Origin of the sequence: Propioniciclava tarda (assembly GCF_900182665.1) — a bacterium.
GTDB classification, from domain to species: domain Bacteria; phylum Actinomycetota; class Actinomycetes; order Propionibacteriales; family Propionibacteriaceae; genus Propioniciclava; species Propioniciclava tarda.
In genome coordinates this window covers 131,741-157,889 of the sequence record NZ_FXTL01000001.1, presented here as the reverse complement: position 1 = coordinate 157,889, position 26,149 = coordinate 131,741, and the positions used below count along the sequence as shown (strand labels likewise).

At 69.3% G+C, this 26,149-nt stretch carries 29 protein-coding genes; 15 read left to right on the top strand and 14 right to left on the bottom strand.

Going from position 1 to position 26,149, the window contains the following annotated elements; genetic code table 11:
* Nucleotides 1-160 precede the first annotated feature (160 nt).
* Nucleotides 161-370, top strand: a complete 210-nt coding sequence (locus FN821_RS00730; protein WP_131170640.1) for a hypothetical protein — start codon at nucleotides 161-163, stop codon at nucleotides 368-370.
* On the opposite strand, the gene FN821_RS00725 is transcribed toward FN821_RS00730, so the two are convergent.
* From FN821_RS00725 to arfA, 6 genes are all read right to left on the bottom strand, one after another.
* Nucleotides 367-1,131 carry an alpha/beta hydrolase gene (locus tag FN821_RS00725; RefSeq protein ID WP_131170855.1) on the bottom strand — a complete coding sequence of 255 codons (765 nt, stop codon included), beginning with the start codon at nucleotides 1,129-1,131 and terminating at the stop codon, nucleotides 367-369. The two genes, FN821_RS00730 and FN821_RS00725, sit on opposite strands and share 4 nt — an antisense overlap.
* A 266-nt stretch (nucleotides 1,132-1,397) precedes the next feature.
* On the bottom strand, nucleotides 1,398-1,631 hold the full coding sequence (locus FN821_RS00720) for a hypothetical protein (protein ID WP_131170639.1): 234 nt from the start codon (nucleotides 1,629-1,631) through the stop codon (nucleotides 1,398-1,400).
* The gene (locus tag FN821_RS00715; RefSeq protein WP_131170638.1) at nucleotides 1,631-2,278 is read right to left on the bottom strand and encodes an NAD(P)-dependent oxidoreductase; all 648 of its coding nucleotides are present in this window, start codon (nucleotides 2,276-2,278) and stop codon (nucleotides 1,631-1,633) included. Before FN821_RS00715 ends, FN821_RS00720 begins: the two co-directional genes overlap by 1 nt.
* Nucleotides 2,279-2,399: 121 nt before the next feature.
* Nucleotides 2,400-3,536 (bottom strand): channel accessory protein ArfC, encoded by a 1,137-nt coding sequence (gene arfC, locus FN821_RS00710; protein WP_131170637.1) that lies wholly within the window; start codon nucleotides 3,534-3,536, stop codon nucleotides 2,400-2,402.
* On the bottom strand, nucleotides 3,536-3,682 hold the full coding sequence (arfB, locus tag FN821_RS14090) for a channel accessory protein ArfB (RefSeq protein ID WP_165489175.1): 147 nt from the start codon (nucleotides 3,680-3,682) through the stop codon (nucleotides 3,536-3,538). The genes arfC and arfB overlap by 1 nt, the downstream gene beginning before the upstream one ends.
* 11 nt (nucleotides 3,683-3,693) lie before the next feature.
* Complete coding sequence (gene arfA / locus FN821_RS00705; protein ID WP_131170636.1) at nucleotides 3,694-4,734, bottom strand: channel-forming protein ArfA/OmpATb; 1,041 nt, start codon at nucleotides 4,732-4,734, stop codon at nucleotides 3,694-3,696.
* Nucleotides 4,735-5,241: 507 nt separating this feature from the next.
* Here arfA and FN821_RS00700 point away from each other — a divergent pair.
* Both FN821_RS00700 and ribA read left to right on the top strand, forming a co-directional pair.
* Nucleotides 5,242-6,114 (top strand): DUF5134 domain-containing protein, encoded by an 873-nt coding sequence (locus tag FN821_RS00700; protein ID WP_241660038.1) that lies wholly within the window; start codon nucleotides 5,242-5,244, stop codon nucleotides 6,112-6,114.
* A 41-nt stretch (nucleotides 6,115-6,155) separates the two neighbouring features.
* Complete coding sequence (gene ribA, locus FN821_RS00695) at nucleotides 6,156-7,481, top strand: GTP cyclohydrolase II RibA (protein WP_131170635.1); 1,326 nt, start codon at nucleotides 6,156-6,158, stop codon at nucleotides 7,479-7,481.
* An 86-nt stretch (nucleotides 7,482-7,567) separates the two neighbouring features.
* On the opposite strand, the gene FN821_RS00690 is transcribed toward ribA, so the two are convergent.
* The 6 genes from FN821_RS00690 to FN821_RS00665 all read right to left on the bottom strand — a co-directional run bounded on the left by FN821_RS00690 (nucleotide 7,568) and on the right by FN821_RS00665 (nucleotide 14,201).
* The gene (locus tag FN821_RS00690; protein ID WP_131170634.1) at nucleotides 7,568-8,788 is read right to left on the bottom strand and encodes a glycosyltransferase; all 1,221 of its coding nucleotides are present in this window, start codon (nucleotides 8,786-8,788) and stop codon (nucleotides 7,568-7,570) included.
* Nucleotides 8,785-9,165, bottom strand: a complete 381-nt coding sequence (locus tag FN821_RS00685; RefSeq protein WP_131170633.1) for a 6-pyruvoyl trahydropterin synthase family protein — start codon at nucleotides 9,163-9,165, stop codon at nucleotides 8,785-8,787. The genes FN821_RS00690 and FN821_RS00685 overlap by 4 nt, the downstream gene beginning before the upstream one ends.
* Before the next feature lies 1 nt (nucleotide 9,166).
* Nucleotides 9,167-10,144, bottom strand: a complete 978-nt coding sequence (locus FN821_RS00680; RefSeq protein WP_131170632.1) for a zinc-dependent alcohol dehydrogenase — start codon at nucleotides 10,142-10,144, stop codon at nucleotides 9,167-9,169.
* 31 nt (nucleotides 10,145-10,175) lie between these two features.
* Complete coding sequence (locus FN821_RS00675; protein ID WP_131170631.1) at nucleotides 10,176-11,126, bottom strand: aromatic ring-hydroxylating oxygenase subunit alpha; 951 nt, start codon at nucleotides 11,124-11,126, stop codon at nucleotides 10,176-10,178.
* 137 nt (nucleotides 11,127-11,263) lie between these two features.
* Nucleotides 11,264-12,061, bottom strand: coding sequence for a xanthine dehydrogenase accessory protein XdhC (gene xdhC, locus FN821_RS00670; protein WP_131170630.1), 798 nt, complete (start codon nucleotides 12,059-12,061; stop codon nucleotides 11,264-11,266).
* 331 nt (nucleotides 12,062-12,392) lie between these two features.
* Nucleotides 12,393-14,201, bottom strand: a complete 1,809-nt coding sequence (locus tag FN821_RS00665) for an AMP-dependent synthetase/ligase (RefSeq protein WP_131170629.1) — start codon at nucleotides 14,199-14,201, stop codon at nucleotides 12,393-12,395.
* Between the two features lie 197 nt (nucleotides 14,202-14,398).
* Between FN821_RS00665 and FN821_RS00660 the strand changes: the two genes are divergently transcribed.
* The 3 genes from FN821_RS00660 to FN821_RS00650 all read left to right on the top strand — a co-directional run bounded on the left by FN821_RS00660 (nucleotide 14,399) and on the right by FN821_RS00650 (nucleotide 18,750).
* Nucleotides 14,399-15,202, top strand: a complete 804-nt coding sequence (locus tag FN821_RS00660) for a deoxyribonuclease IV (protein ID WP_241660037.1) — start codon at nucleotides 14,399-14,401, stop codon at nucleotides 15,200-15,202.
* A gap of 88 nt (nucleotides 15,203-15,290) precedes the next feature.
* Entirely contained in the window at nucleotides 15,291-17,351 is a 2,061-nt protein-coding gene (gene pta / locus FN821_RS00655) for a phosphate acetyltransferase (RefSeq protein ID WP_131170628.1), read from the top strand.
* Between the two features lie 214 nt (nucleotides 17,352-17,565).
* Nucleotides 17,566-18,750, top strand: coding sequence for an acetate/propionate family kinase (locus FN821_RS00650; protein ID WP_131170627.1), 1,185 nt, complete (start codon nucleotides 17,566-17,568; stop codon nucleotides 18,748-18,750).
* Between the two features lie 23 nt (nucleotides 18,751-18,773).
* Here FN821_RS00650 and FN821_RS00645 read toward each other — a convergent pair whose 3' ends face one another.
* Together FN821_RS00645 and FN821_RS00640 are read right to left on the bottom strand one after the other, a co-directional pair.
* Nucleotides 18,774-19,166 (bottom strand): type II toxin-antitoxin system VapC family toxin, encoded by a 393-nt coding sequence (locus tag FN821_RS00645; RefSeq protein ID WP_131170626.1) that lies wholly within the window; start codon nucleotides 19,164-19,166, stop codon nucleotides 18,774-18,776.
* Between the two features lies 1 nt (nucleotide 19,167).
* Complete coding sequence (locus tag FN821_RS00640; protein ID WP_165489174.1) at nucleotides 19,168-19,446, bottom strand: type II toxin-antitoxin system Phd/YefM family antitoxin; 279 nt, start codon at nucleotides 19,444-19,446, stop codon at nucleotides 19,168-19,170.
* Nucleotides 19,447-19,752: 306 nt separating this feature from the next.
* On the opposite strand from FN821_RS00640, the gene FN821_RS00635 reads away from it, so the two are divergent.
* The 9 genes from FN821_RS00635 (at nucleotide 19,753) to FN821_RS00595 (ending at nucleotide 26,145) form a co-directional block, all read left to right on the top strand.
* The gene (locus FN821_RS00635) at nucleotides 19,753-20,535 is read left to right on the top strand and encodes a lysophospholipid acyltransferase family protein (protein ID WP_241660036.1); all 783 of its coding nucleotides are present in this window, start codon (nucleotides 19,753-19,755) and stop codon (nucleotides 20,533-20,535) included.
* 129 nt (nucleotides 20,536-20,664) lie between these two features.
* Nucleotides 20,665-21,324 carry a NeuD/PglB/VioB family sugar acetyltransferase gene (locus FN821_RS00630; RefSeq protein ID WP_165489173.1) on the top strand — a complete coding sequence of 220 codons (660 nt, stop codon included), beginning with the start codon at nucleotides 20,665-20,667 and terminating at the stop codon, nucleotides 21,322-21,324.
* 10 nt (nucleotides 21,325-21,334) lie between these two features.
* Entirely contained in the window at nucleotides 21,335-22,408 is a 1,074-nt protein-coding gene (locus tag FN821_RS00625; protein ID WP_131170623.1) for a 3-oxoacyl-ACP synthase III family protein, read from the top strand.
* Complete coding sequence (locus FN821_RS00620) at nucleotides 22,401-22,613, top strand: acyl carrier protein (RefSeq protein WP_165489172.1); 213 nt, start codon at nucleotides 22,401-22,403, stop codon at nucleotides 22,611-22,613. The genes FN821_RS00625 and FN821_RS00620 overlap by 8 nt, the downstream gene beginning before the upstream one ends.
* Nucleotides 22,614-22,645: 32 nt before the next feature.
* Nucleotides 22,646-24,268, top strand: coding sequence for an HAD-IIIC family phosphatase (locus FN821_RS00615; protein ID WP_165489171.1), 1,623 nt, complete (start codon nucleotides 22,646-22,648; stop codon nucleotides 24,266-24,268).
* Nucleotides 24,265-24,675, top strand: a complete 411-nt coding sequence (locus FN821_RS00610) for a VOC family protein (RefSeq protein ID WP_131170620.1) — start codon at nucleotides 24,265-24,267, stop codon at nucleotides 24,673-24,675. The genes FN821_RS00615 and FN821_RS00610 overlap by 4 nt, the downstream gene beginning before the upstream one ends.
* On the top strand, nucleotides 24,672-24,899 hold the full coding sequence (locus FN821_RS00605; RefSeq protein WP_131170619.1) for an acyl carrier protein: 228 nt from the start codon (nucleotides 24,672-24,674) through the stop codon (nucleotides 24,897-24,899). The genes FN821_RS00610 and FN821_RS00605 overlap by 4 nt, the downstream gene beginning before the upstream one ends.
* Nucleotides 24,896-25,639 (top strand): SDR family NAD(P)-dependent oxidoreductase, encoded by a 744-nt coding sequence (locus tag FN821_RS00600; RefSeq protein ID WP_131170618.1) that lies wholly within the window; start codon nucleotides 24,896-24,898, stop codon nucleotides 25,637-25,639. Before FN821_RS00605 ends, FN821_RS00600 begins: the two co-directional genes overlap by 4 nt.
* 5 nt (nucleotides 25,640-25,644) lie before the next feature.
* Nucleotides 25,645-26,145, top strand: a complete 501-nt coding sequence (locus FN821_RS00595; RefSeq protein WP_180319723.1) for a 4'-phosphopantetheinyl transferase family protein — start codon at nucleotides 25,645-25,647, stop codon at nucleotides 26,143-26,145.
* Nucleotides 26,146-26,149: the final 4 nt, after the last annotated feature.

Here is a 26,149-nt window from a genome sequence, read left to right as displayed (position 1 = left end):
CGTGCGCACACCCATCTTGCGGACGTGTTGGGCTGTCCGATGTGCCCTGAGGTGGCGTTGCAGTTCCGTCATAGCGTGATGAAACTGAGTCCGTAGGTTCACCTCGCTGGGGCGCGGCCTCTATTTCCATGCCGTCCTGCTCAACAAGGGAGAGAACGTCATGCCCCACTCTCGTTGGACCGCCCCCGTTGCAGTCCTGTCCGCCCTGGTCGCCCTTGCCGGCTGCTCCGCCCCAGCTGCCCCGGCCACCTCCACCAAGGACGCCCCCGCCGCGTCCACGCCGGCCGCGCCAGGCACCTCGTCCCAGGCCGCGCCCGTGACCGGGTGCGCCTCGTTCAGCGGCCAGCCGGGCGTGGTCCGCGTGTTTTAGGGCTGCAGCGGTAGCCAGTGGAGGACGCGGCGGATCTGCTCGTCCCAGAGCGACCACTCGTGACCGCCGGGCGGGAGTTCGTGCGTCACGTGGACGCCGCGCTCGTGGGCGGCGTGCAGGAAGCGGTGGGTGTCGGGCAGCAGGAAGTCCTCGGTGCCGCAGCCGACCCAGAGGGCTGGGAGGTCGGCGATCTCGGCGCGAGCCATCAGCGTCAGCAGGTCGTCGTCGGTGTTGGCGGGACGGCGTCCCTCGCCCCAGATCGTGCGAAATAGGTCCGGGAGCGCGTGCTCGCGCTCGGGCTTGGCGATGTCGAGCGAGCCCGACAGCGCGGCGGCGGCGGCGAAGCGCCAGGGCTGGCGAAGCGCCCACTTGAAGGCGCCGTAGCCGCCCATCGACAGGCCGGCGACGAAGGTGTCCTCGCGGCAGGACGACACGTTGAACGAGCTGTTGACCAGAGCGGGCAACTCCTCGGAGAGGAACGTCCAGTAGCGGTTGCCGTGGACCTCGTCGCAGTAGAAGGAGCGTCCGACCTGCGGCATGACGACCGCGAGGCCCAGGCTGGAGGCGTACCGCTCGATCGAGGTGCGGCGCGTCCAGATGGTGTCGTCGTCGCTCAGGCCGTGGAGCAGGTAGAGCACCGGAGTCCGCTCACGGGTGGTGGCGGCGAGGCCGATCTGACCGTCCGCGCTCTGCGGCAGCAGCACGGTCATCGCCGTGCCGATCCCCAAGGACTCGGAGTAGAAGTCGCAGCGCAGACGCATCACGGGCGGACATCCTGCCAGAGCCGTCCGGGATCGGTGGTGCGGAGTCGGTCGGCGGGCGGTCCGAGAAGCCATGCTCGATGGGCGACACGCAGGCTGGGACGCGCGTCCGGGCCGTCGAGCATGGGAATCGGTGCCGACGGCTTCGACAAGCTCAGCCAACGGCTGGGTTCGACGCACCCGATCTCACGCAGGGCTTCGACAAGCTCAGCCAACGGTGCTTGGGTCCGCCCGTTGGCTTCTACAGCCTCAGCCCCGCCGCAGCGTTACGCGCGGTCGGCGTCCGGCTTCGGCTTGGGAACGGAGCTGAAGACGAACGTGCCCAGCGGCTTGATGACCGGAGCGGACGCCGAGGTCGGCGTCCCGCAGCCGTCGGCGGAACAGGCCCCGGACGCCGCTTGCCCGGGGACGTTGGGACGGATCGTCTCGCCGAGGGCCTTGCGGACGGCGTCGCCGATCGGATCGCCCGTTGTCGGGTCGTACTTGCGGGTCTCGGCCATCAGCAGTTCTCGTCGCGGACGGTGAAGCGCGTGCGGACGTGCGCGGGGTTGTGGATCTCGTCCAGAACGGCGACCGCGAAGGTGCCGCTGGTCACCTTCGAGGTGCCGTTCGGGCCGTACAGGAGGTCGTCCTTGCCGAGGACCGGCGTCCCCGCGGACCCCGGGCGGAACTCTGCCGACGGCGAGACGGCCGTCCAGTCGACGTCATCGACGCTGCGCAGGTAGGTGAGCTGGCGGGTCTGCTGCTCGGGGATCGCGATCCAGGACGCCGTGCCCGGAATCTCGTACAGCTCGTCGAGGTAGAGGCGTCCATCGGGCGTCGTCAGGCTGCCCGCGCCCAGCACGAACACGAGCCGCGGCCCGCCGTGCGCGCGCACCAACTCGACCAGATGCTTGGTCAGCGTGACCTGGCGGGCGGCGTCGTCCGGCGCCGTCCCCATCGCGTCGATCACGACGTCGAAAGACGCCAGATCGGACGCCGTGAGCTTGAGTGCGTCCTTGTTCAGGTAGTTGCCGAACTCCCCCAGAACGCCCTCGGCCGTGTCGAGGTCGCGCACGATCGCGGTCGGGACGTCGCCGCGCTTCACGGCCTCGCTGAACAGGGCGCGTCCGGCCTTGCCCGACCCGCCGATGATGCCGATCTTCATCTGATCGCCCCTTTCACGTGTGCTCGAAAGCTACCCCACTTGGCGAGTCGCTGTGGACGTTGCCTGCGCCGACAGGAAAGGGCCGCCCACCTGGTGGTGGACGGCCCCTCGTGGTGCTGCGTCAGCGTTCGCGCTCGTTCCCAGAACCGTTCGCCTTCGGCACCGCCGAACCCGGACCATACGGAGCGGCGACCGCCTCCTCCGCGGACGCGTCGCCTGGCACGTCGACGAGCGTCTCCTGGACCGGAGCCGCCACCGGCGCGACGGCAGCTGCCGCGACCACAGGCGCTACGACGGGTGCCGCGACGACCGGCTCAGCGACGCGAGCGGCGGCGTCCGGCCTCGGCGTCCGGATGTAGTGCGCGTAGCCGGCGTCCTTGGCAGCGGACTCGTCCGTGAACCAGATGTCGGCGCGCGCGCGACCGAAGTCGGCGTCGCTGTCGAGCAGGTAGAGCTTGGCCAAGCTGTCGCCCTTGACCTCGTACCCCTCGGGCGACGAGCCGTCGGCCGGTGCCGGCACGGACGCGGCACGCCGCACGGCCGCCGCTGCTCCCGCTCCGACCAGGCCGGCAGCCACCGACGCCTCGGCCACCGGCAACGGCGCCACCTCGACCTCGGGCTCGGCCGCGGCCACCACGCGCTCCTCGATCGCGTCCACGACCGGCTCGGGCTCCTCCACTGCATCGACCGGCGCGGGCTCGTCGATCACGTCCGAATCGTCGATCAGGTTCGCCGGCTCGGGATCGAACAGGTCCAGGCCGACCGACGTGTCCTCGTTGGCCCATTCGGCGTCGTAGTCCACCCCGGACGCCACGGGCGTCGGGTCGGCGTCATCCACGGCACCCGCGGCCGCGTCCACGACCGGGGACGCCTCGACGGCAACGGCAGGCGCTGCGGCGTCCACCTCGTCAACCTCGGAGACCTCCGAGACCTCGGACGCCCCAGCGAGCTGACCCTCGGCGGCGTCCAGGCGGTGGGCCCAGTCGTACACCGGCGCCGCGGCGACGGGATGAGCGACCTCAGTCACGACCTCCGGAGCGACCTCAGGAGCATCCACGTGACCGGACGCGGCGGCTCCGACCAGTCCGGCGCCACCAGCGGCACCAGCCACCCCGGCGACACCCGCGGCGGCGTCCAAGCCCGTGCTGACCGGACGCAGGATCGGCACCTCACGGACGACCTTGCGCACGACGAGGAACCAGGTGAGCGCGAACCCGATGAGCAGCGCCAACAGCACCAGGAAGGGGTTGATGTTCATCAGTTGACTCCCTTTCGGGCGAGGTCGGCGAGGGCCTCATGTTCGGACGACGCGGGGTAAAGCTGTTTGACCACGAGGAGGGCCAGCAGCGACCCGACCACGAACGCGAGCAGGTAGACGATGAACGGCACGATGAACTCGAGCATTGGTGATCCTCCTACTGGACCGTGATGTCGACGCGACGGTTGGTCGCCTGGCCGGCCACGGTGTCGTTGCTGGCGATCGGCTTGGTTTCGCCGTTGCCGACCGTGGTGATGGAGGCCGGGTCGAGTCCCAGCGCGACGAGCTGGGCCTTCACCTCGGTGGCGCGCTTCTCGGACAACGTCTTGTTGCCCGCAGCCGAGCCGGAACTGTCGGTGTTGCCGGCGACCTCGAGCTTGGTGCCCGGGCACTTCTTGACGGCGTCCGCGATCTTGCCGAGGGCGGCGACGGAGTCGGCCGTGAGCTTGGCTCCGCCGGACGCGAACTGGATCTTCGTCTGCGCGGTGACGACCTTCACGTAGTTTCCGGTGGCGTCGCAGGACGCCGGCGGCGTGGACGCGTCCCCGACGGCGATGCCGGTGTCGGTGATCTTCGCCGACGGGTAGGCGGCCTTGATGGCGGCGAGGACGGCCTCCTTGGCGGCGTCGTCGGGAGCGGCGCCGGAGATCCGGACGTTGCCGCCCTGGATGTCGAAGATCACGCCCTGGATGCCCTTCAACGCGGACGCGACCGTGCCGAACGCGGCGGCGTCCACGGCGGGGGCGCCCGCGGTGACCTTGAGCCGGTCGGCGACGGTGACGCTGGATCCGTAGGCAGCCTTGACGGCGTCCACGACGGCCTTCTGGGTGGCGGCGTCCGGGACGGCGCCCGAGACGCTGACGGTCTTGCCGTCCTGGCTGACCTCGAGGACCGCGTTGGCCGCTGCGGCCTCGGGCGTCCCGGGGGTCGGTGTGCTGACAGGCGCGGCCGCGACGGACGGCGTCTTGGTCGCCGCGGGCGCGGGAGCCGCCTTGATCATGCCGAGCCCGGCGAGCAGGGCCGGCACCAGGATCAGCCCGGCGATCCACGGAACGGGGGCCGCCAGCAACGGTCGGCGGTATCGGCCGACCTCGGTGTCGTAGCCGACGATCTCGTGACCGGTGATGTGGTCGGTGTGGGTGGCACCGTCGGCGGCACGGGTCGGGTTCACCGAGCCGTCGTCACGCTGCGAATCCATATTCCCTCCAGGGGGCAACGTCGGGACTCAGGGCGAATCCTCACCGGGCAACGGTAGGGGGGAGGAATCGCCATTCGAACATGCCACACCGCTGCGCAGGCGAGCTTCACGGGAGCGTGACGTTCGATTTCGTTCGTGATGGACGCCGGCGCGCGACCCGGCGTTTCGGTCGCGTTTGCGCCCATGGCCGCCGCGACGAGGGTGGTCCGGCTTTACGAACGCGTATGAGTCGATTGATGGCGGAATTCGTCTCGTGTACCGATACCGATTCCGCCAGTAAACCTCGGCCAACTTCTTCTGCCGGCTGATCGGACGCCGCAGCGCCCGTCCGCGGAACGCGGCTGCCCAGGTATCGGACGTGGTTGCTAGGGTTCTGTCACCGGCTGCTGCGCATCGCGGTGGCCTGGTCGAGCACACGTCATCCACGTGCCGCGGCGTCCACATCACGGGCGGCGAATCGATGGCGGAGAGTTCCCAGCCGCCTCAGCCTTGATCCGGAGTCGAATCGTGTTCACTTTTGCCGCCATGCCCGTGAAATTCGTCGGGCTCATCGTCCTGTTCGTCTGGTGCACCGTGTGGTGCGTCTACGAACTCACCCGTCCTCAGGACACCCGCCAGCGCGTCTCGAACGTGCTGCACCTCGTCATGGCCGTCGTCATGCTCGCCATGGTCTGGACCGGAGTCTGGATGCCCTTCGTGTCGGTCGTTCCGATGCCTGTCCTGCTCGGCGTCTTCGGCCTGTCGACCGCGTGGTTCGTCGCGCAGGCCGTGCTCGCGCGACGGGCCGGCCTGCCGGTGGCGCACTACGCGGGCCACGCCATGATGTTCGCCGCCATGACCTGGCACCTGGGCGCCATGAGCGTGAAGCGGGGCGCGATGGCGGCGTCCGGAGGGATGGCCGGGATGGGCCACGGCGGGGCGACGACAACCACCCCCATGGACATGACCCAGTGGACGGCTGAGGCCTCCAAGCCGGGCGGCGTCCTGTGGATCTTTGCCCTCATCGGGATCCCGTTCATGGCGTACCTGCTCCTTGCCGGGCTGAACGACGTCCGGCGCGCGCTGCGGCCGCGCGCGGCGGCGTCCGACTGTGCCTGTGGGACGGACTGCACGTGCGGTCCGGAGTGCCGCTGCAGCGCACACGTCCCGGCCTCCGACGAGGTGCGCGCTCATGAGGCGTCCAAGATCGGTTCGGACGCCGACGGCGCGGTCCGCGTCCTGGCGCCGGCGACGGCGTCCTGCCATGAGCCGCGTCCGGTAGGGACGCCCGCGTACCGGCTGTCCGCGCTCGCCGACGCGGCGATGAACCTGGGCATGTTCTGGATGAGCACCGGGCTGCTCGTCGCCATCGCGCCGTTCATGAAGATGTTGTCGTTCTGAGCCGGGAATCGCGCGGCCTCGGCGGTGGTTGAAGAACCATCATGTCTGAAGTCACCCATGTCCTGCCGCATGCCCAGCGCGCTGCGAGCACCCTGCTGCCCACGCGGCACGGCACCTTCGCGATGCTCGGCTACCACGTCGACGGCACCGAACTCGTCGCGCTGGCCGTGGGGCTGGACGAGCCACCGGTGGACGTCCTGCCGTGGGTGCGCATCCATTCGGAGTGCCTGACGGGGGACGCCTTCGGCTCGCTCCGCTGCGACTGCGGCGAGCAGTTGCAGGCGGCGCTCGCCGCGATCATGGACCACGGCTACGGCGCCGTCATCTACGCGCGCGGGCACGAGGGTCGCGGTATCGGGCTCATCGAGAAGCTCAAGGCGTACGCGCTGCAGGACGCCGGCTACGACACCCTGGACGCCAACCTGGCGCTCGGCCACCCGGGCGATGCCCGCCGCTACGACCAGGCGGCCGCGGTTCTGGCCGACCTCGGGCTGACGAAGATCGCGCTGCTGTCGTCCAACCCGACCAAGCAGGAGGCGCTCGAGGACTTCGGCATCGAGGTCGCGCAGCGGTTGCGGCTGGGCGTGCCCGACCGCCCCGAAAACGTCTTCTACCTGAACACCAAGCGGGCGCGGATGCGGCACGATTCGCCGCCCACCGAGGTGATCCCGGCGACGGACGCCTGGGGTGGTCCGGCGGAGGTGTACGACGCGCTGGCCGCCGAGGGTCCGCAGCTGGTGATCGCCCAGCTGGGTCAGAGCCTCGACGGGTTCATCGCCTCGCGCACGGGCGACGCGGGCCCGGTGACCGGGAGCGAGGACCACGTGCACCTGCACCGGCTGCGGTCGCTCGTCGATGCCGTGGTGGTCGGGGCCGCGACCGTCATCGCCGACGACTGCCGGCTCACCGTGCGCGAGGTGCCCGGACGCAACCCGGTCCGCGTGGTCGTGGATCCCCAGGCGCGAGTGCCGTTGGAGGCGTCCGTCTTGAGCAACCCCGAGGCGCGCACGTTGTGGCTCGTGGGGGCGTCCGCGCCGGCCGACCTGGCCGCCGCCGGGCACGTGAAGATCGTCCGCATGCCCACGGACGGGCCGTTCGCGCCGTCCGACATCGTGCGGGTGCTGCTGGATCGCGGGCTCGGTCGCGTGCTGGTCGAGGGCGGCGGACGCCTCGTGTCGTCGTTCGTCGAGGCTGGCTCCCTCGATCGGCTGTTCGTGACCGTGGCGCCGATTCTGCTGGGCGAGGGCGTCCCGGGCATCCGGTTCGACGGGGCCGACCGCGTGGCCGACGCGCGCCGGGGGCGTCCGAGGTCGTTCAAGCTGGGCAACGACGTATGCGTGGAGCTGAACCTGCGGGCGCCGGTGTAGGTGGGACCGTCCGCGCCCGGTGCTGGCCCGGGGTGGCGTGCGGACCGAGCGGCCACGGTCGTGGGACCGTTCGGCGGCTCGCCGGCCTAGCCGAGTGCGGCTCGCGCAATGACGGCCGCGGTTCCGGACCAGGGGTTCAGGCTCGTCCAGCGGTTGGCGGCAAGCGTCCGGAACCGGGCGCGTTCGATCGGGTCTGACAGCCACCTGACCAGGGCGGACGCCCACGCCTCCGGGTCGCGCGGGTCGAGGAGGCGTCCGGCCAGGTCGTCGGGTTCGGCTCCATCCTCGTCAGGCGCGTCCTGGTCGACCGGACGCCCGGCGAGCGCCTCGGCGGCGCCCGTGTCGCGCGAGACGAAGGCCGGAATGCCGCGCGCGAGCGCCTCGGTCACGACCAGCCCGTACGTTTCGACGAGAGAAGGCATCAACAGCAGATCCGTGGCGTGCCAGAGGTCGTCGAGTCGGCGGCCCGTGACTGCACCCGTGACCGTCACACGATCAGTCGGCGTCCCAGGCGCCTGTTCTGTCGGCTCCAAGTCGGTGGCGGACCACGTTTCGTTCGCGTCGCGTCCGGCGAAGGTCACGCGACCGGTGGGCGTCCGGTCGGACCGTTCTCTTGGCCCCTCATCGGCTCCGTGACTGGATTGGCTCCCCACCGACCCGACCCCACCGGCATTGAGCAGGGCAACTCGCTGGCCGAGTGTGCTCGTCTCCCCCGGTCCCGCGATGACGAGGCGCCAGGGCAGGCCGGCGGGCACACGGATCAGCGCGTCGAGCACCACCGCGTGGTTCTTGTTCGGCGTGAGCGCGCCCAGGATGAGCAGCTGCGGCGGCTCCGATCCGAGTGCGAGCGGAGCCGGATCGACGCCCGGCTCGGCCACCACCACCGGACGCGTCACGCGGAACCCGGATTCAAGCGCTCTCAGCGCGTGGTGGCTGGGCACGACGACCACCGAGGCGACGTTGAGAGCGCGCTGTTCCGTGTCGTGCAGGCGCATCCGCACCTCGTGAGGCAGCGTGACGTCGGCGTCCAACGGCAGATGGGTGATCAGCACGACCCGGACGCCCCTGGCGACTGCCACCTCGATCTCGTCGGGGCAGGCGGCGCCCACGAGCCCGTCCACGACCACCGACCCGGACGCCTCGGCCAAGGCCAGGGCGAAGCGCGCGCGGTCGGCGTCCGACGGGAACGGCCAAGACCCGGGCAAGGCGACGTCGACCGCCGACCCGGACCACTCCCGCAGCAGCCGCAGGTCGTAGGTGGTGCCGCCGCTGGGGACGCCGAGGTCCGGACGGATGAGCGTGATCACGGCAGGGCTCGGGCATAGGACGCCCACGCGTCCGGATGCTCGCGCAGCGTGACGGTGAGACCGCTCTGATTGCCCGCGACCACGGCCTCCGCGAGCTGATCGGCGACCCAACGGCAGAGAAACTCGGTGGTCGTCAGGACGCCCGCGAACTCCGGACGCTCGTCGAGGTTCGCGTACGCCAGCGGCGCTAGGACGCCTCGCAGGGCCTCGGTGGCGACGCCGATGTCGAGGACGATGTTCTGTTCGGTCAGCTCGGACGCCGACCAGGACGCCTCCACCACGTACGTCACGCCGTGCAGCCCCTGGGCTGGTCCGAAGGCCGGGTCGGGCAGGCTGTGGGCAAGCATCACGTGGTCGCGGACGGTCAGCGTGTACATGTCACTCCTCGTAACGGACGATCGGACAGCAGCCGAGATCGGCGCCGGCGGCGAGGGCGTCCATGGTGGCGGGCAGGTCCTCGAAGGCGGTCTGGCGTCCGAGGAGGCGGTCGAAGCGAGGGTCGTCCAGCAGGCTGAGCGCGAGGGCGAGCCGGTCGTGGCGCGTCCGGCGGATGCGGCGGCGTTCGCTCACCTCCCCTACCTGACTAGCGACGATGCGCAGCCGACGCGCGTGGAAGGCGGCGCCCAACTCGACCGACGGCTCGCCGTCGCTGTACCAGGAGAGCTCGACGAGGGTGCCTTCGACGTCCAGCAGGCGGAGGGCGGCGTTCAGTCCGGACGCCGTCGCGGACGCGTGCAGCGCCAGGTCGAAGGAGGCGTCCTCGTCGAGCGAGGCCACGGCGTCCAAACCGAGGTCGACCAGGCGCTGGCGGCGTCCCTCGGCAGGCTCGACCACCACCAGCCGGCCGAGGGGGAGCCGGTCGGCGAGCAGCGCGGAGCAGGCCCCGATCAGTCCCCCGCCGACCACCGCGACCCGGTCGCCGATGAGCGGTGCGGCGTCCCAGAGGCCGTTCAGCGCCGTCTCGACGGCGCCGGCCAGCAGAGCGCGGACCGGCGGGACGGCGTCCGGGATCACCACGACGGACGCCGCCGGCACGACGAACCGGTCCTGGTGAGGATGCAGGGCGAAGACGGTGCGTCCGACCAACTCGGAGGGGCCGGATTCGACCTCGCCGACCGCCAGATAGCCGTACTTGACCGGGAACGGAAATTCACCGACCTGGAAGGGCGCACGCATGGTCGCGGCCACCTCGGCAGGCACCCCGCCCTCGTGGACGAGTCGCTCGGTGCCGGCACTGACGCCGGAGAATCGCGTCCGGACGAGAACATCGCCGGGTCCGGCCTCCGGCAGCCCCTCGGACCGTATTTCACCGTGGCGGACGCCGGCGATCCAGTACGCGCGTGCCGAACTCGTCATCTCACCATCCTGCCATCCACGGCAGGACGGATCACGCGGAGGCCTCCACCGAGGTGCCCTTGAGCTCGCGCAGGTACCAGGTGCGGAAGGCCAGGGTGGGCCGATCGGTGGGCACCGACCGTTCGCCGGACGCGGGCACCTCGACCGGATCGGACGACTCGACGATCGCCTTGTCCTGGTGCAGGACCTTGAGGTTGAACTTGTCGAACACCAGGCCGGCAGCTGGGTTGGTCGCGAAGTTACGCACCGTGACGAGCAGCATGCGCGTCCTGTTCGGCTCGGTCGGAATGCAGAAGATCTGCACCCGCTGGATCCGCGGCTCGGGCATCGTGTCGAGGATCATCGAGTTCGGCCGGTACCACGACAGGGAAGCCCCCGGCGGGTTGTCGTCGACGCGCGTGCCGAAGCGGAAGCCGTAGTCGGTGTCCTCAAGATCAAACGTGAGCCGCGAGTTGCGCTTCTGCTTGCTGCGGACGAACCGTCCGATCGTCGTGCGGTGCACGTACGGCAGATGCGGGAAGTCGAGCATGTTCTCCATGGCCCGCGTCCAGTGACAGTCCCAGTCCTCGTAGTAGTCGAAGCGGGCCAACGAGTAGTCCAGCAGGTGCGGCGCCAGCACCGGCTCGGAGTCGGGGTCGAAGCCGGTGAACACCCACAGCAGTCCGCCGAGTTCGCGGCTCGGCAGAGCGGTCGCGCCGCGCGGCGCCAGGCCGGTGTCGGGGTTGAACGGGATGTGCAGGCAGGACCCGTCCCCGCCGAACTCCCAGCCGTGGAAGCCGCACGCGAGGCGTCCGTTCTCGATCGAACCCAGCGCCAGCGAGACCCCGCGGTGCGGGCAGCGGTCGATCAGCACGGACGCCTTGCCGGACCCGTCCCGCCATAGCACCAGCGGGACGCCCGCGAGCACCGCCCTTTGCGGGGCCTTGCCGAGCGCGGACAACGGGAGGATCGGCGTCCAGTGGCGAGCGAAGTCGTCGAACATGGGCCCATCCAAACGTTCAGGTAATGAAATGTCCAGGGACGCCGTTCCGCCGCGGCCGGAGAATTGGCGGTCTCCGCCGACCACGCTCTGCGCCCGGGCTCCGGGATCACACCAGAGAGAGAAGTAGGACGCCGCGTCTAGGAGCGAGCGCTGCGCCGCCGCAGGAAGTCGGCCGCGACAGAGACGGCGATCACGGCGGGCTCCTTGCCGGCGATGTCGGGCAACCCGATGGGGCAGGTGATGCGGGCGACGTCGGCCGCGCTGAACCCGCCGTCGAGCAGCCGGCGCTGGAAGTTGCCCCACTTGACGCTGGACCCGATGAGCCCGATCCACCCCAGCTCCGGACGCCGCAGCGCCGCGTCGAGGATGGCGTAGTCCTCGGCGTGATCGTGGGTCATCACCAGGATCTCTGCGCCTGCGGGCAGCTCATCGAGCGCCGACTCGGGCATGACCAGGTGTTTCGCCGTGATGGACGCGGCCCCCTCCAGCGGGGCGAGACGGTCGGCGTCCAGCATCTCGGCACGCGAATCGACCAGCACCAAGCACACCTCGAGGCGCGCGAGGATGCGCGCGACCTCCAGCCCCACGTGCCCGACGCCGAGGATCGCGACGGTCGGCAGGGCCGGCAACGGCTCCAGGATCACGGTGACCTCCCCTCCGCAGCACTGCTGCGCCTGCTTGCCGCGTTCCTTCTCGTTGAGGCGGTCGACGAGCGTCTCGGCATCCCGGGACGCCTCCGCCAGCATGGTCCGCGCGCGCTGGGTCGCGACGTATTCGAGGTTGCCGCCGCCGATGCTGCCCCAGGTGGCATCCGACGCGACGACCATCTTCGCGCCCGCCTCGCGAGGCGCGTGCCCGCGCACCGACAGAATCGACACCAGGACGCCGGCGCGTCCGCTCGCTCGCAGCGCGGTCACCGCCTGACTCCAGTGCATGCGATCCTCCATATCGGCTCAGGCGAATACTATTGCCGAACGCTTCGCCTCGGGCAGAGTCGCGCGGTTCAGCGCAGTCGAGCGCAGACGCCGAATCCCGGGCAAGACGGAAGCCACCGGGGCGACCTCCCGACTGGGTGCTGAACGTGGCGGCTCTCCGAGACAACGCTCACCCCGTCAAGCCCGGAGCGAGCCGGCGTAGCGGACGAACGATTCCGGATCGAGTTGTTCAAGCCGACCTCGGCCTCCCCGGGGCCGGCTGAGCCGTCCGATGGCCAGCCACCGACGAAGCCCAGCGAATCGTCCGGCGTCCGATGGGTTCGAGGAGACGCTACGAGTCCGACTTGCCCCGGAACTCGGCCAGCTTGGCGTACATGTCCTCGATGACCTGGCCGAAGTGGCGCTCGACCTCGCGCCGCTTGACCTTCAGCGTCGGCGTCAGCAGGCCGTTGTCCATGGTGAACTCCTCGAGCAGGATCCGCAGGTCGCGGATCTGCTCGTGGTGGGCCAGCTTGGCCGTCATGGACGCCACCCGCTCGCGCACCGCCTCGACGATCTTGGGGTGGCTGAGCAGCTCGGAGCGGTCGGCCCACGTCACCTGCAGCTTCGCGGCGAGCTCCTCCAGGTGCGGCATCGACGGCGCGACGAGCAGCGTCAGGTACGGACGGTTGTCGCCCAGCAGCACCGCCTGCTCGAAGAGCGGGTCGGCGAGCAGCATGCCCTCAATGGGTGCCGGCGCGATGTTCTTGCCGTTGGAGGTGATGATCAGGTCCTTGATGCGGTCGGTGATCACCAGGAACTCGTCGGTGTCCACGTAGCCCACGTCGCCGGTGTGCAACCAGCCCTCGGCGTCGATGGCCGCAGCCGTGGCGTCCGGATTGTTCCAGTAGCCCTGCATGACGTTCGGTCCGCGGAACCAGATCTCGCCGTCGGGGCCCATCCGGACCTCTCCGCCGGGCAGGACGCGTCCGGCGGTGCCGATCTTGAACGCGCGCGGGGACGGGAAGCTCACCAGCGGGGACGCCTCCGTCAGCCCGTACCCCGAGAGGACCTGCATGCCGCACGCCGAGAAGAACTCCTCGACCTCGACCCGCAGCGGGGCGCCGCCGCAGGCCATGACCTTCTTCGGCCCACCCATCGCGGCCCGGATGCTCGACAGCACCAGCTTGTCCGCGAGCGGCAGCTGCGCCGACCAGTACGCCGCCGGCCTCTTGCCCTTGCGGTAGGCCCGCTGGCACTGGCCCCCGACGCGCAGTGCCCACTCAAAGATCCGCTTCTTCGCGGCGCTGCTCGCCACCTTCGCGCGAGCGGTCGAGAGCACCTTCTCGTAGAGCCGCGGCACGCTCACCAGCAGCGTCGGCTGGGCCAGGATCAGCATCTCGGCCACGCGGCGCGCGTCCGTGTAGGTGTTCATGCAGCCGTTGTCGAACACGAAGAAGGTCCAGGCCCGCTCAAGCGCGTGCGACAAGGGCAGGAAGCACAGCGAATGGTCCTCGGGCGTGACGTCGAAGAACTGCGCCAGCACGTCGCACTGGTAGCTGAATCCGCGGTGCCGGAGCGCCGCGCCGCGCGGCTCGCCCGTCGTCCCGGAGGTGTAGATGATGGACGCCAGGTCGTCCGCCGTCGCGGACGCCAGTCGGGCCTCGACCTCGTCGTCGGACGCCGCGTCGTTCGGCTCGTCCAGCCAGGTGGCGAGCTCGACCACCCGGTCGCTGACCAGCGGGTACGGGTCGAAGACCACCGCCTGTCGCAGCCCGGGCAGGTCGCCCCAGACCTCCTCGACGCGGTCGAGTTCGGTCTGCCCCTCGACGAACACCAGGACGGATGCGGAGTCGGCCACGATGTGCCGCACCTGGTCCGGCGTCGAGGTGGGGTAGATCGGCACCACGACCGCGCCGACCGACAGGCACGCGAAGTCGGCGATGCTCCACTCCGGACGGTTGCTGCTGAACAGCGCCACCCGGTCGCCTGCCTGGACGCCGTGGCTCACGAGCCGCTGGGCGAGGGTCCGGACGGTGCGTCCGACCTCGCCGTAGGTGGCGGTCTGCCAGGCGTCCCCGACCCGGATCCTGGTCGCGACATGGCCGCTGAAGCGGTCGCACGCGCTGGCGAATCGGACGGCGAGATGGCCCTGGTCCACGCTGACTCCTTACCTACGGTTTCGTAAGTCTGACAGGTCGTGACGGATCACGCAGGGGGCTTCGCCGACCACAACACCGGCAGCGGTGCACGACCGGCGAGATTCTGTGGAATTCGCTGGCCGAGCGGTCCGGTCGTGCACCCTCGTCGGCAAAATGGGACGCTTGCCCCCAAAGTGAAAGAGGAGGGATCCCACCCGTGGTTGACGATCTGACCATCGGGGCGCACGTCGAGCAATCTCGGTGCGTCGACGAGGCGCTGGCCAGGGGTTTCGCGACCGCGCAGATCTTTCTGGGCAACCCGCAGAGCTACAAAGGTCCGGCGCTGGACTACCCCGGCGGCCCGGCCCAACTCAAAGCCGACGCGGCGGCGTCCGGCATCGGGATCTACGTCCACGCGCCGTACCTGATCAACGTGGCGACGACGAACAACAAGATCCGGATCCCGAGCCGGCAGTTGCTCGCCAAGCACGCCAGAGCCGCGGCCGAGGTCGGCGCGCTCGGGCTGATCGTCCACGGCGGGCACGTGGGCGCCGACGAGGACGCGTCCATCGGCTTCGACAACTGGCGCAAGGCGATCGCGGGGCTGGAGTCCGAGGTGCCGATCCTGATCGAGAACACCGCGGGCGGCGAGAACGCCGTGGCCCGGCACTTCGACGCGGTCGCGCGCCTCTGGGACGCCGTCGCGTCGGCGTCCGACTCGGTCGAGGTCGGCTTCTGCCTGGACACCTGCCACTTGCACGCGTCCGGGGCGGATCTGGTCGGCGCTGCCGAGCGGCTGCGGGCCATCACCGGACGCATCGACCTGGTCCATCTCAACGATTCGAGGGACGCGGCGGGTTCCGGCGCCGATCGGCACGAGTCGCTCGGACGCGGCCTGTGCGACCCCGAGGGCCTCGTCGACGTCGTGCTCACCGCGGACGCCCCCGTCATGCTGGAGACCCCCGGCGACGCGGACGCCCATCGCGCGGACGCCCTCTGGCTGCTCTCGCGCCTGGGCTGAGGGCCAGCATCCGAGATGGCGTCCCGCTGAGCGGGCATACCCTGGCGAAGATCACCCCGACAAGGGCCGAAGTTGTTAGCCTGGCGGGGTGACCCGAAGCATCTACGTCGCTGCTCCTGAGGTACAGACCGGCTGGTCTGTCATCGCCGTCGGCATCATCAACGCCCTGACCCGCGAGGTCTCCAACATCGGAGTCTTCCGCCCGCTCGTCCACTCCGGAGACAGCCATGACGGCTTCCTGGACGCACTCCTGTCCATGCCCGGCGTGAAGTCGACCTACGAAGACTCCGTCGGCACCACCTACGACGAGGCCATGCGTGACCGCGACGAGGCGATGGCCGCCATCGTCGCCCGCTACGGCCAGATGAAGGACAACTACGACGCGGTCGTGATCGTCGGGACCAACTACAACGCCGCGACGTCCTCGACCGAGCTGACCCTCAACGCGCAGATCGCCGCGAACCTGAACGCGCCCGTCTGCCTCGCCGTCTCGGCCAAGAACCGGACGCCCGAGGACGTGTACGACGTCGCCGAGCAGGCCCTCCGCGAGTTCAAGCGCAACCACGCCAAGGTCATCTCGGTCATGGCGACCCGCGTCGACGAGCCGCAGCGCGACGGCGTCCTCGAGGCCCTCGGCCGGCTGCCCAAGGTCGTCACCGCGGCCCTCGAAGAGGACCCGATCATGAGCGCCCCGACGCTCGCCCAGCAGTTCGAGGCGGTCGGTGCGACGGTCGTCAGCGGACGCCCCGAGCAGCTGCAGCGCGAGTCCCAGGGCGCGCTGATCGCCGCGATGACGCTGCCACACGTGCTCGACCGCCTGTTCGAAGAGGCGACCGTCATGGTCGCGTCCGACCGCACCGAGCTGATCCCGGGCCTGGTCATGGCGCACGCGTCCGGGGCATTCCCCCAGCTCGCCGGACTCATCCTGACCGGCGGCTACGACCTGCCCGAGTCGGTCGACAGGCTGATCGCCACCGTCCAGCACGAGCTGCCGATCGCCCGCACCGACACCGGCACGTTCACCACCGCCGCCAAGCTCTATTCGCTGCAGGGACGCCACACGAGCTCCCCGCGCAAGATCGAGGTCATGCAGCGCATCTTCAACGACCGGGTGGACGCCCGGGCGCTGTTCGACGCCATGGCCGTGGCGCCGTCGGGCGTCCGGACGCCGCTGATGTTCGAGTTCCAGCTGACCGAGATGGCGCGGGCGAAGAAGCAGAAGATCGTGCTGCCGGAGGCGTCCGATGATCGGATCCTGCACTCGGCGGCGATCGTCCTGCGGCGCGGGACGGCCGACATCGTGCTGCTCGGCAAGCCGGCCGTTGTGAAGGCGCAGGCGTCCGCGCTGGGCATCTCGATCGACGGCGCCGAGATCGTCGACCTCGAGGATCCGGAGCTGATCAAGCGGTTCGCCACCAAGTACGCCGAGCTGCGGGCGGCCAAGGGCGTGACGTGCGAGCAGGCGGTCGAGAAGTTCAAGGACGCCTCGTACTTCGGCACGATGATGGTCTACCTGGGCCTCGCGGACGGCATGGTCTCGGGTGCGGTGAACACCACGGCCAACACGATCCGTCCGAGCCTGGAGTTCGTGAAGACGAAGCCGGGCGTGAAGGTCGTCTCGTCGTCGTTCCTCATGTGCATGCCCGACCGGGTCGACGTCTACGGGGACTGCGCCGTCAACCCGGACCCGACCGCCGACCAGCTGGCCGACATCGCGATCGGCTGCGCCGAGACCGCCGAGATCTTCGCCATCGAGCCGCGCGTGGCGATGCTGTCGTACTCGACGGGGACGTCCGGGTCGGGCGCCGATGTCGACAAGGTGCGTGAGGCCACCGACCTCGTCCGCGAGCGCAAGCCGGAGCTCAAGGTCGACGGACCCATCCAGTTCGACGCCGCCATCGACCCGACGGTCGGCAAGAAGAAGATGCCCGGCTCCGAGGTCGCCGGCCAGGCCACGGTGTTCGTCTTCCCGGACCTCAACACGGGCAACAACACCTACAAGGCCGTGCAGCGGTCCTCCGGCGCCGTCGCCGTGGGACCCGTCCTGCAGGGCCTCAACAAGCCCGTCAACGACCTCTCCCGGGGTGCGTTGGTGGACGACATCGTCAACACGATCGCCATCACGGCGATCCAGGCGCAGCACAGCTAGAGCGAGACCGGACGCCGTCGCGGCTCGCGTGCCGGCGTCCGATTTCGCCCGATCCGACCCTTCGACAGGCTCAGGAAAGCGTCCGCTGATTGAGCCTTCACCAAGAAGGACCTTCGACCAGCTCGAGAGCCCTGGCTGAGCCTGTCGAAGCCCCCGACCCGACCACAGCGCGACCGCACCCGCGGCGTCCAACACTCCTGACAAGGAACGAACCATGAGCATGCCGATCCTCCTGCTGAACGCGGGATCGTCCTCGATCAAGTACCAGGTCATCGACGCTGAGGACGAGACCGTGCTGGCCACGGGCCTCATCGAGCGCATCGGGGAGGCGTCCTCGACCATCAAGCACAAGACCCAGGGCGAGACGTTCGAGGCGGCCGACCGCTACGCGGACCACACGGAGGCCCTCGCCGCGCTCGTCGCGATGTTCGACGCCCACGGACCGAGGCTGGCCAACGTGCAGGCGGTGGGGCATCGGACGGTGCACGGCGGCTCGAAGTTCGACCGGACGGTGCTCATCGACGACGAGGTGATCCAGGCGCTCGTCGACCTGTCGCCGCTGGCCCCGCTGCACAACCCGCCGGGCATCGCCGGGATCAAGGCGGCGAAGACGGCACTGCCGGACGTCCCGCACTACGCGATCTTCGACACCGCGTTCTTCGCGCACCTGCCCGAGGAGGCCTACACCTACGCGATCGACCGCACCGTCGCGAAGGAGCTGTCGATCCGCCGCTACGGCTTCCACGGGACGTCCCACAACTTCGTCAGCCATCGGATGGCGCACTTCCTCGGACGCCACCACGACGAGTTGAAGATGATCGTCTGCCACCTGGGCAACGGCGCATCGGTGTCGGCGATCGCCGGCGGCAAGCCGATCGAGACGTCGATGGGCCTCACGCCGCTGCAGGGCCTCGTGATGGGCACCCGCACCGGCGACATCGACCCCGGCGTGGTCGCGTACCTCAACCGCTCGGGCATGAGCGTTCCGGACATCGACAACCTGCTCAACAAGAAGTCCGGCATGTTGGGGCTCTGCGGCAAGAACGACTTCCGCGACATCGGTGCCGCCATCGCCGCCGGGGACGCCGACGCCAAGCTCGCCTTCGACGTCTACATTCATCGGCTCGTGTTCTACATCGGCGGCTACATGGCGCTGCTCGGCGGCCTGGACGCCATCGCGTTCACCGCCGGTGTCGGCGAGAACGACGCGACGGTGCGCGCGGCGGTCTGCGAGCGGTTGCACACCCTCGGCTTCCACTTGGACGCCCCCCGCAACGAGCTCCGCACCGGACGCGCCCACATCATCTCCACCGACGACTCGCCCGTCACGATCTGCGTCGTCCCCACGAACGAGGAGCTGCAGATGGCCCGCGAGGTCAAGGACGCGTTGGAGGCCTAGTTCTCGCCGTCACCGACAGACCGTTACAGCTGTCCCGGACGCACCACGTCGATCTCGACGATCCGGGAGTCGAAGTCCCGCGAGTTGTTCGTGATGAACCGGTCGGCCCCGGCGTCCACGGCGGTGGCGAGATGGACAGCATCCATCGGCCGCAAGCCGTACTGGGCGGCGAGTACTGCTGCCAGCTCACCGACCGTCTCCGTGCACGGCAGGAGCGACAGGGTTCCCAGCAACTCGCCGAGGGCGATGACCTCGTCCTCTTGGCCATCGCGCAGCGGTTTGGCGAGCAACTCAGGGAGCAGCATCGTCGACCCAACCCGCACCTCGTCGGTCAGAAGCAGCGGCAGGACCCTGGACCCAAGCTCGTGCCCCTCCGCCGCCGCGTAGATCAAGACATCGGCGTCAAAGGCGTCCACGTCAGGCGTCCCGGTTGCGGTCGACCTCGGCCACGAGCGTTTCTGCTCGCTCGGTAGTGAGCCTGGCCTTCGGACGCCTCTGCCGGGCGGAGTCCAAGAGGGCGGCCAACTCGGCGGCCTTGCGCGCCGATCCCCCGGCGCGCCGCGTCCGCAGCGTCGCTGGGCTGATCAGCACGGCCACCGGGCGTCCATGCCGCGTCAGCACGATTTCGTCCCCCGCCTCCACCCGGTCAACGAGGTCCGGCAGGGAGGCCCGTGCGGCGCTGATTGGTACACCCATGTACGTTATTGTACAGAACCGACGACGAGTGTCACGAGAGTGGCGATCAACCTCGACCGCCCCCATTCCCGACTTTGACGTGGCGCACCCCGGACAAGTTGGGAATGAGACGCGGGACTCCCGTGACGCGGCAGTGGCTCGATCTGGGTGACCTCGCCGGGGGCGCCCACCCGACCGATCCGTTCATTGTCAGCGGACTGCCACGACGTGACGCGAGGCGTCCTCGATTCTCACGAAACGAGGGAACTAGGCGACGGGCGCCCGGTGCCCCACAATGGGACGACCCACGATCTAGGAGCTAGCACGGTGAGCGACGACCTCGGCAAGTACTCGGCCGCTGTCCCCGCCGCCTCCCGGTTTGTGGCGCAGCAGCTGATCATGAAGCCGTACGTCTGGTCGGCCCTGAACGTGCACGTGCATGGGCTGCAGCACCTCGACAACCTGTCGGCGCCGTTCGTGGTGATCGCGAACCACTCCTCGCACTTGGACGCCAACCTGATCTTCGGGGCCCTGCCGCGACGGCTGTCGCGCAACCTGTCGGCCGGCGCCGCGGCCGACTACTTCTTCAACCACAAGCTGCGCGCCTTCGGGACGCGGCTGTTCTACAACGCCTTCCCCGTCGATCGCGGCGGGATGCGGGCGCACCGCGGCATGTCCGGGAAGCTGCTGGACGAGGGCATCCCGCTGCTGATCTTCCCCGAGGGCACCCGGTCGCGGACGGGCGCGATGGCCAAGTTCAAGGCCGGTCCGGCGGGGCTGTCGATCAAGCACCAGGTGCCCATCCTGCCGATCGCACTCGTGGGCGCCTACGCCGCGATGCCCTACGGCGCGAAGCTTCCGGTGCCCGGACGCCCCGACGTGCACGTCGTGTTCGGCAACCCGCAGCGGGCCCGCGGTGGCGAGACGATCGCCGACTTCTCCGAGCGGATGTACCGCTACGTCGTCGAGCTGCATGACACCACGGCCCGCGCCTACGGCATGCCCACCCAGGCTGACTTCCACCGCGCCGTGGCGCTGCGCGCCGCGGCGTCCAAGGAGGCGCTGACCGCCGGCACCGAGGAGCCTCCGTCCGAGGACGCCTCGAGCTGAGTCCCTGTGGCGGGGTCCCCCGAGAGGCCCGAACGAAGCGCGGCAGGCACCGACTCAGCTTGTCAGGCCCCCAGCGCAGTCAGTAACCTTTGACTTGATTTCGCGCCAAATCAAGCCAAGGGACCTATTTTGACGTCAGCGACGGAAACGAAATATCGCCTCATTATCGTGGGCGGCGGCGGCAATGGCCGAGAATGTGCACAAATCGCGCAGGCAATGATCGCCGCCGGAACGGCGTCGTTCACCATCGCAGGCTTCCTGGATGACAACGAGTCTGCCTTGGTAGGCACGTCGACCGCGTGGCCCCTGCTCGGTTCGATCTCCGCCTGGCAACCCGCGGAAGACGAGCGCTTCGTTATTGCCGTGGGAAATCCGCAGGTGCGCGCGAAACTGGCCGATTCCTATACGGCTCGCGGAGCTCAGTTCATCAACCTTATTCATCCGACGGTCATCCTCGCGACGAATGCGCGCCTGGGCACTGGAATCTCGCTTTCTCCGTTCTCCGTCGTTTCCGACAATGCCGCCATCGACGATCACGTGCACGTTAATCTGCACACGGCGATCGGCCACGACGCCGTCGTCGGGAGGGCGTCCGTCTTGTCGAGTTTTTGCGACGTGACCGGCAATGTGCGGCTGGGTGAGCGCGTCCTGTTGGGCAGCCACGCCTCGATCGCGCCGGGGCTGAAAGTCGGCGACGACGCTCTGGTCGGCATCGGCGCCGTCGTGGTTTCCGGGGTGAAGAGCGGCAAGCGCGTCTTCGGTAACCCCGCCCGCTCGCTGGCGCTGTAGGAGGCGGACGATGCACAAGGTTTCAGTCTCCGGGGTGCGCCTGGCAGGGGTCGTGGCATGCCTGCCGGAGCAGCTGCTCGACAACCGGGTCGCATGCGAAGAGTTGTTCGGTGACAGCGTCGAGACCCTCATCAAGGCGACCGGCATCGAGAAGCGTGCCATCGCAGCACCCGGCACGACGGCCCTGGACCTCAACGTCGCCGCGGCCCGCTGTCTGCTGGACGCCACCGGCACCGCGCCCGAGGAAATCGGCGCCGTCGTGTGCGTCACCTTCACCCCCGAGTACCTCATGCCCTCGGACGCACCCTCGGCCCAGCATCGCCTCGGCCTGCCGACCGACGTCATGGCGTTCGACGTCTCGATGGCCTGCTCCGGCTACGGCTACGGGCTGTACCTCGGCGCCACGCTCGCGAGGGCGACCAACAAGAAGGTGCTTGTCCTGGACGGCGACGTCCAATCGGCCTACGTCTCGGACACCGACAAGGCGACCGTCCCGGTCATGGCAGACGTCGGCACCGCGTCCCTCATCGTCGGCGACGAATCCGCCGAGCCGTGGGACTTCGCGTTCTACACCGACGGCAGCCAGCGCGAGGCGCTGTTCGTGCCCGCCGGTGGCACCCGTCGTCCGACGCGTCCCGAAGACCTGGAACCGATCACCTACGAAGACGGCTCGAGCCGGCGCGACGTCGACATCTTCATGGACGGGTTCGCGATCTTCCGGTTCGTTGCGCTGACGGCGTCCAAGTTCATCAAGGAGTTCATGACCGTCGAGGCAATCGAGCCCGACAGCCTGGACGCCTTCGTCCCGCACCAGGCGAACATCTACATGATCGGTCAGCTGGCGAAGAAGCTGCGCATCGCCGACGCCATGACGTGGAAGTCGGGGCATCTGTTCGGAAATCCGGCGTCGGCGTCCATTCCGCTGACGATCGCCCATCACCAATCAACGCACGCCGCCGAGGCCGGACGGACCTTGATCGCCGGGTTCGGCGGCGGCCTGTCGATCAGCGTGGGCGTGCTACGCCTGCCCGGCGACAGCGTCTATCAGGTCATCGAATATGGAGAGGTTGCCGACCATGGATGAGTTTCTCTCGTTCGTCGCGAAGATCATGAAGGTCGATCCGTCGCAGTTGTCCGGCGAGACGGCCTACGGCTCGATTCCGCAGTGGGACTCGCTCATGCACCTGCGCCTGCTCGGCGAGATCGAGGACGAGTACGACGTCGAGATCCCGATCGACGAGGTTCCCGACATCAAGACGCTGGCCGACTTTTTCGCCTACGTCGCCTGAGCTTGCCCATGCGATTGGCGTTGCTGTCCAACGTGACCGTCAGTTTCTTGGCGGCCGAGTTGGAAGATCACTTCTCACTGTTCGTTCCGGACGGCTACAACCAGTGGGTGCGCGAGTGCATCGCCCCCTCGACCGACCTGGTCGCGTTTGCGCCCGAGGCCATCGCTGTTCTGCTGGACGGCTCCGCCCTCATCGAGGGCTCCGATGCGGACGCCGAACTGACCCTCGCATTGGACCAGGTGGCGATGCTCGCCCAGAACTTCCCGGCTTCTGCGGTCTACGTCTCGACGCTGGACTTCAAGCCCGTGTGGGTTGCACCCGCGGACGCCGCACCGTCCGGCGTCGCCCTCAGCGCGCGCTGGTGCGAGGGGCTGGCCGAACGGATGGCTGCGCACCCCAACTTGCACTTGTTCGACCTGGCCAGCGTCATCGCCGAGCACGGACGCAAGCTGATCTATGACGACAAGATGTGGTACCTCGGCTCTGCACCGTACAGCCTCAAGGGGACGCGCCTCGTGGCCCGGGCGCTCACCGACCGGGTCGTCCGGACGCAGGCCAAGCGCAAGAAGGTCCTCGTGGTCGACCTCGACAACACGCTGTGGGGCGGCGTCCTCGGCGAGGACGGGGCCGACGGCATCGTCTTGTCCCGGAGCCTGACGGGCGCGGTCTACCGCGACGCCCAGCTGCGGCTCAAGGAGATCGCGGCGACCGGCGTCCTCCTCGCCATCGCTAGCAAGAACGACGAGGACCTGGTCCGCGCCGTGCTGCGCGATCACCCGCAGATGGCACTGCGCGAGGACGACTTCGTCGCGATCATGGCCAACTGGGAGCCGAAGTCCCGCAACATCGCCGAGCTGGCCACGCGACTTAACCTGGGGCTCGACTCGTTCGTCTTCCTCGACGACAACCCCGTGGAGCGCGAGTCCGTGCGCCTCGAGTTGCCGGACGTGACCGTCGCCGAGTTTCCCGCCGACGTCACGCAGTTGCCGAAGGTGGTGTCGGCCCTGTTCGACGACCACTTCTTCACCCAGCGGCTGACTCAGGAGGACGCCGCCAAGACAGCCCAGTACCAGGCCGAGGAGAAGAGACAGGTCGCGAAGGCCGCGTCGGCGTCCATCGACGACTACATCCGCTCGCTGGGCATCACGATCACGGTGGGCGAGGCGCGCGACGCCAACGCCGCCCGGGTCGCCCAGCTGACAGGCAAGACCAACCAGTTCAACCTGTTGACTCGGACGTTCAGCGACGAGGAGCTCGCCGCCTACCGCGCCAAGCCGGGGTCAGCGGTCTACGTGGCCGAGGTCACCGACCGCTACGGAGACTACGGGCTCGTGTTCGTCCTCATGCTCACCGTCGCCGGGCGCACCGCCACGATCGACAACCTGCTGATGAGTTGCCGCGTCATGGGCCGCCACATCGAGGACGCCGTCCTGGCCGCCGTCGAGGAGCGGCTCGCCGCCCAGGGCGTCTCCGACATCGTCGGCGCGTACGTTCCGACGGCGCGAAACTCGCCCGTCAGCGGGCTGCTCGACCGGCTGGGCTTCGACCGGGTCGGGGACGCCGCGGCCGACGGTCGGATCGACTACCGGCGCACGATCGGCGCCCAGGCGCCCGAGCGGCGCCTCCTCAACGACGTCGTCTGGGTGGCTTCATGAAGGTTCACCACGTCGGCTACGCCGTCGAAAACCACGACCGCGCGGAGCAGGGCTTCATCGCGCTCGGCTACACGATCGGTCCGCGCACGGACGACACCGCCCGGCGCGTGTGCATTTCGTTCGCCCGCAACGGCACCGAGCTGGTCGAGATCATCTCCCCGCTGGCCGAGGACTCGCCGGTCAGCTCCGTGCTGGCCAAGAACGGTCCGTCCGCGTACCACCTCTGCTACGAAACCCCGGATCTGGCCGCCAGCCTCGTCGAACTGCGAAAGCACGGCTGGCGCACGCTCATCCCGGCCGAGGCCGCCCCCGCCCTGGAGGGCTCGGACGTCGCCTTCCTCTACAACAGACACGTTGGGCTGATCGAACTGGTCGAACGCCCCGAAACCGATGGAGAACCACGATGAACCGCTTCTACGCCCTCCTGGCCGAGATTCTGGAGGTCGACGAGTCCGAACTCTCGCTAACGACCGACTTCCGCACGGACATTCCCGACTGGGACTCGATGCGCGGCTTCTCCATCCTGTGCATGCTCGACGACGAGTACGACGTCAACATGGGCGTCCCCGAGTTCCTCGCCTGCGAGACCGTCGGCGATCTCTACAAGGCCGTCGGGAGCCCGGCAGAATGACGCCCGCGGCGCCGATCCTGGTGACGGGGGCGGCCGGCGGCATCGGCACAGAACTCGTCCGGCGCCTCGCCGCCCGCGGCGTCCCCGTGCTGGCCCAAGGCCGGTCCGCCGAGCGTCTGGACGCCTTCGCCGATCTGTCGGACGCCGTCACGTGCGTCGTCGATGATCTCGCCGACGCGTCCGAGTTGCCCGGACTGGTGAAGCGCCTCGTCGCCGAGCACGGACCTCTCGGCGGGCTCGTCCACCTCGCGGGGCACGACAAGCTGGCCCCGCTCTATCTGGCGAAGCCGGCGGACGCCGCGGCGCTGTTCCACATCCACGGGCTCGTGCCCATGACTCTCGTGGGCCTGCTGGCCAAGAAGGGCAACGCGGCACCCGGCTGTTCGATCGTGCTCGTCTCGTCGCTGGCCGCCCATGAGGGCGCGGGCGGTCACACCGCCTACGCCGCCGCCAAGGGCGCCATCGAGGGCTTCTTGCGGCCCGCGGCGTCCGAACTGGCACCCAAAGGCATCCGGCTGAACGTGGTCACGCCAGGGGTGGTCCTCACCGCCATGTCGGCCGGCTTCGTCGACCGCCTCGGCGAGGAGCAGCGGGCGGCGCTCGAGGCGTCCTACCCCTTGGGCCTCGGGAGCCCGGCCGATGTCGCGGAGCCGATCGAGTTCCTGCTCGGGGAGGCGTCCCGGTGGATCACGGGCCAAACGCTCGTGGTCGACGGTGGCCATCTGGCTCGCAGCGTCTGAGCCGGGTGTTCGAACTCAACGGGGTTGCGCAGCGTGGGTACGAGGGCCTGCCCTTCCGGTTGGGTGTGTCGCAGGGGCCGGAGGTCGGACCCGGGTCGCCCTGGCCGTGGCCGAGCGGCGTCCCTACCGACCTGAAGATCGGGCACGAGCCGCAGGGGCGTCCGCTCTTCGTCGACCGTCCCGACCTGCATCTCAGCCTGTCGCACACCGCAGGAGCCGTCGCGGTCGCCGTCGGCGACCGGCCGCTGGGGGTGGACGTCGAACGCGTCGGACGCCACGACCCACGCATCGTTGCGCGGCTGTTCTCTGCCCGCGAGCAGGCCTACCTGGACGCCGATCCCACCCTCACCGAACAGCGGTTCGCCGAACTGTGGACCCGCAAGGAGGCGCACGCCAAGCGGTCCGGCGCCGGCGGGCGCGAACTCGTGCGCGGCATCGATGTCCTGGACGCCGACGCGACCGTCACCCTGCTCGTCGACGGCTTCGCGCTGAGCGTCTGCTACTGACGCC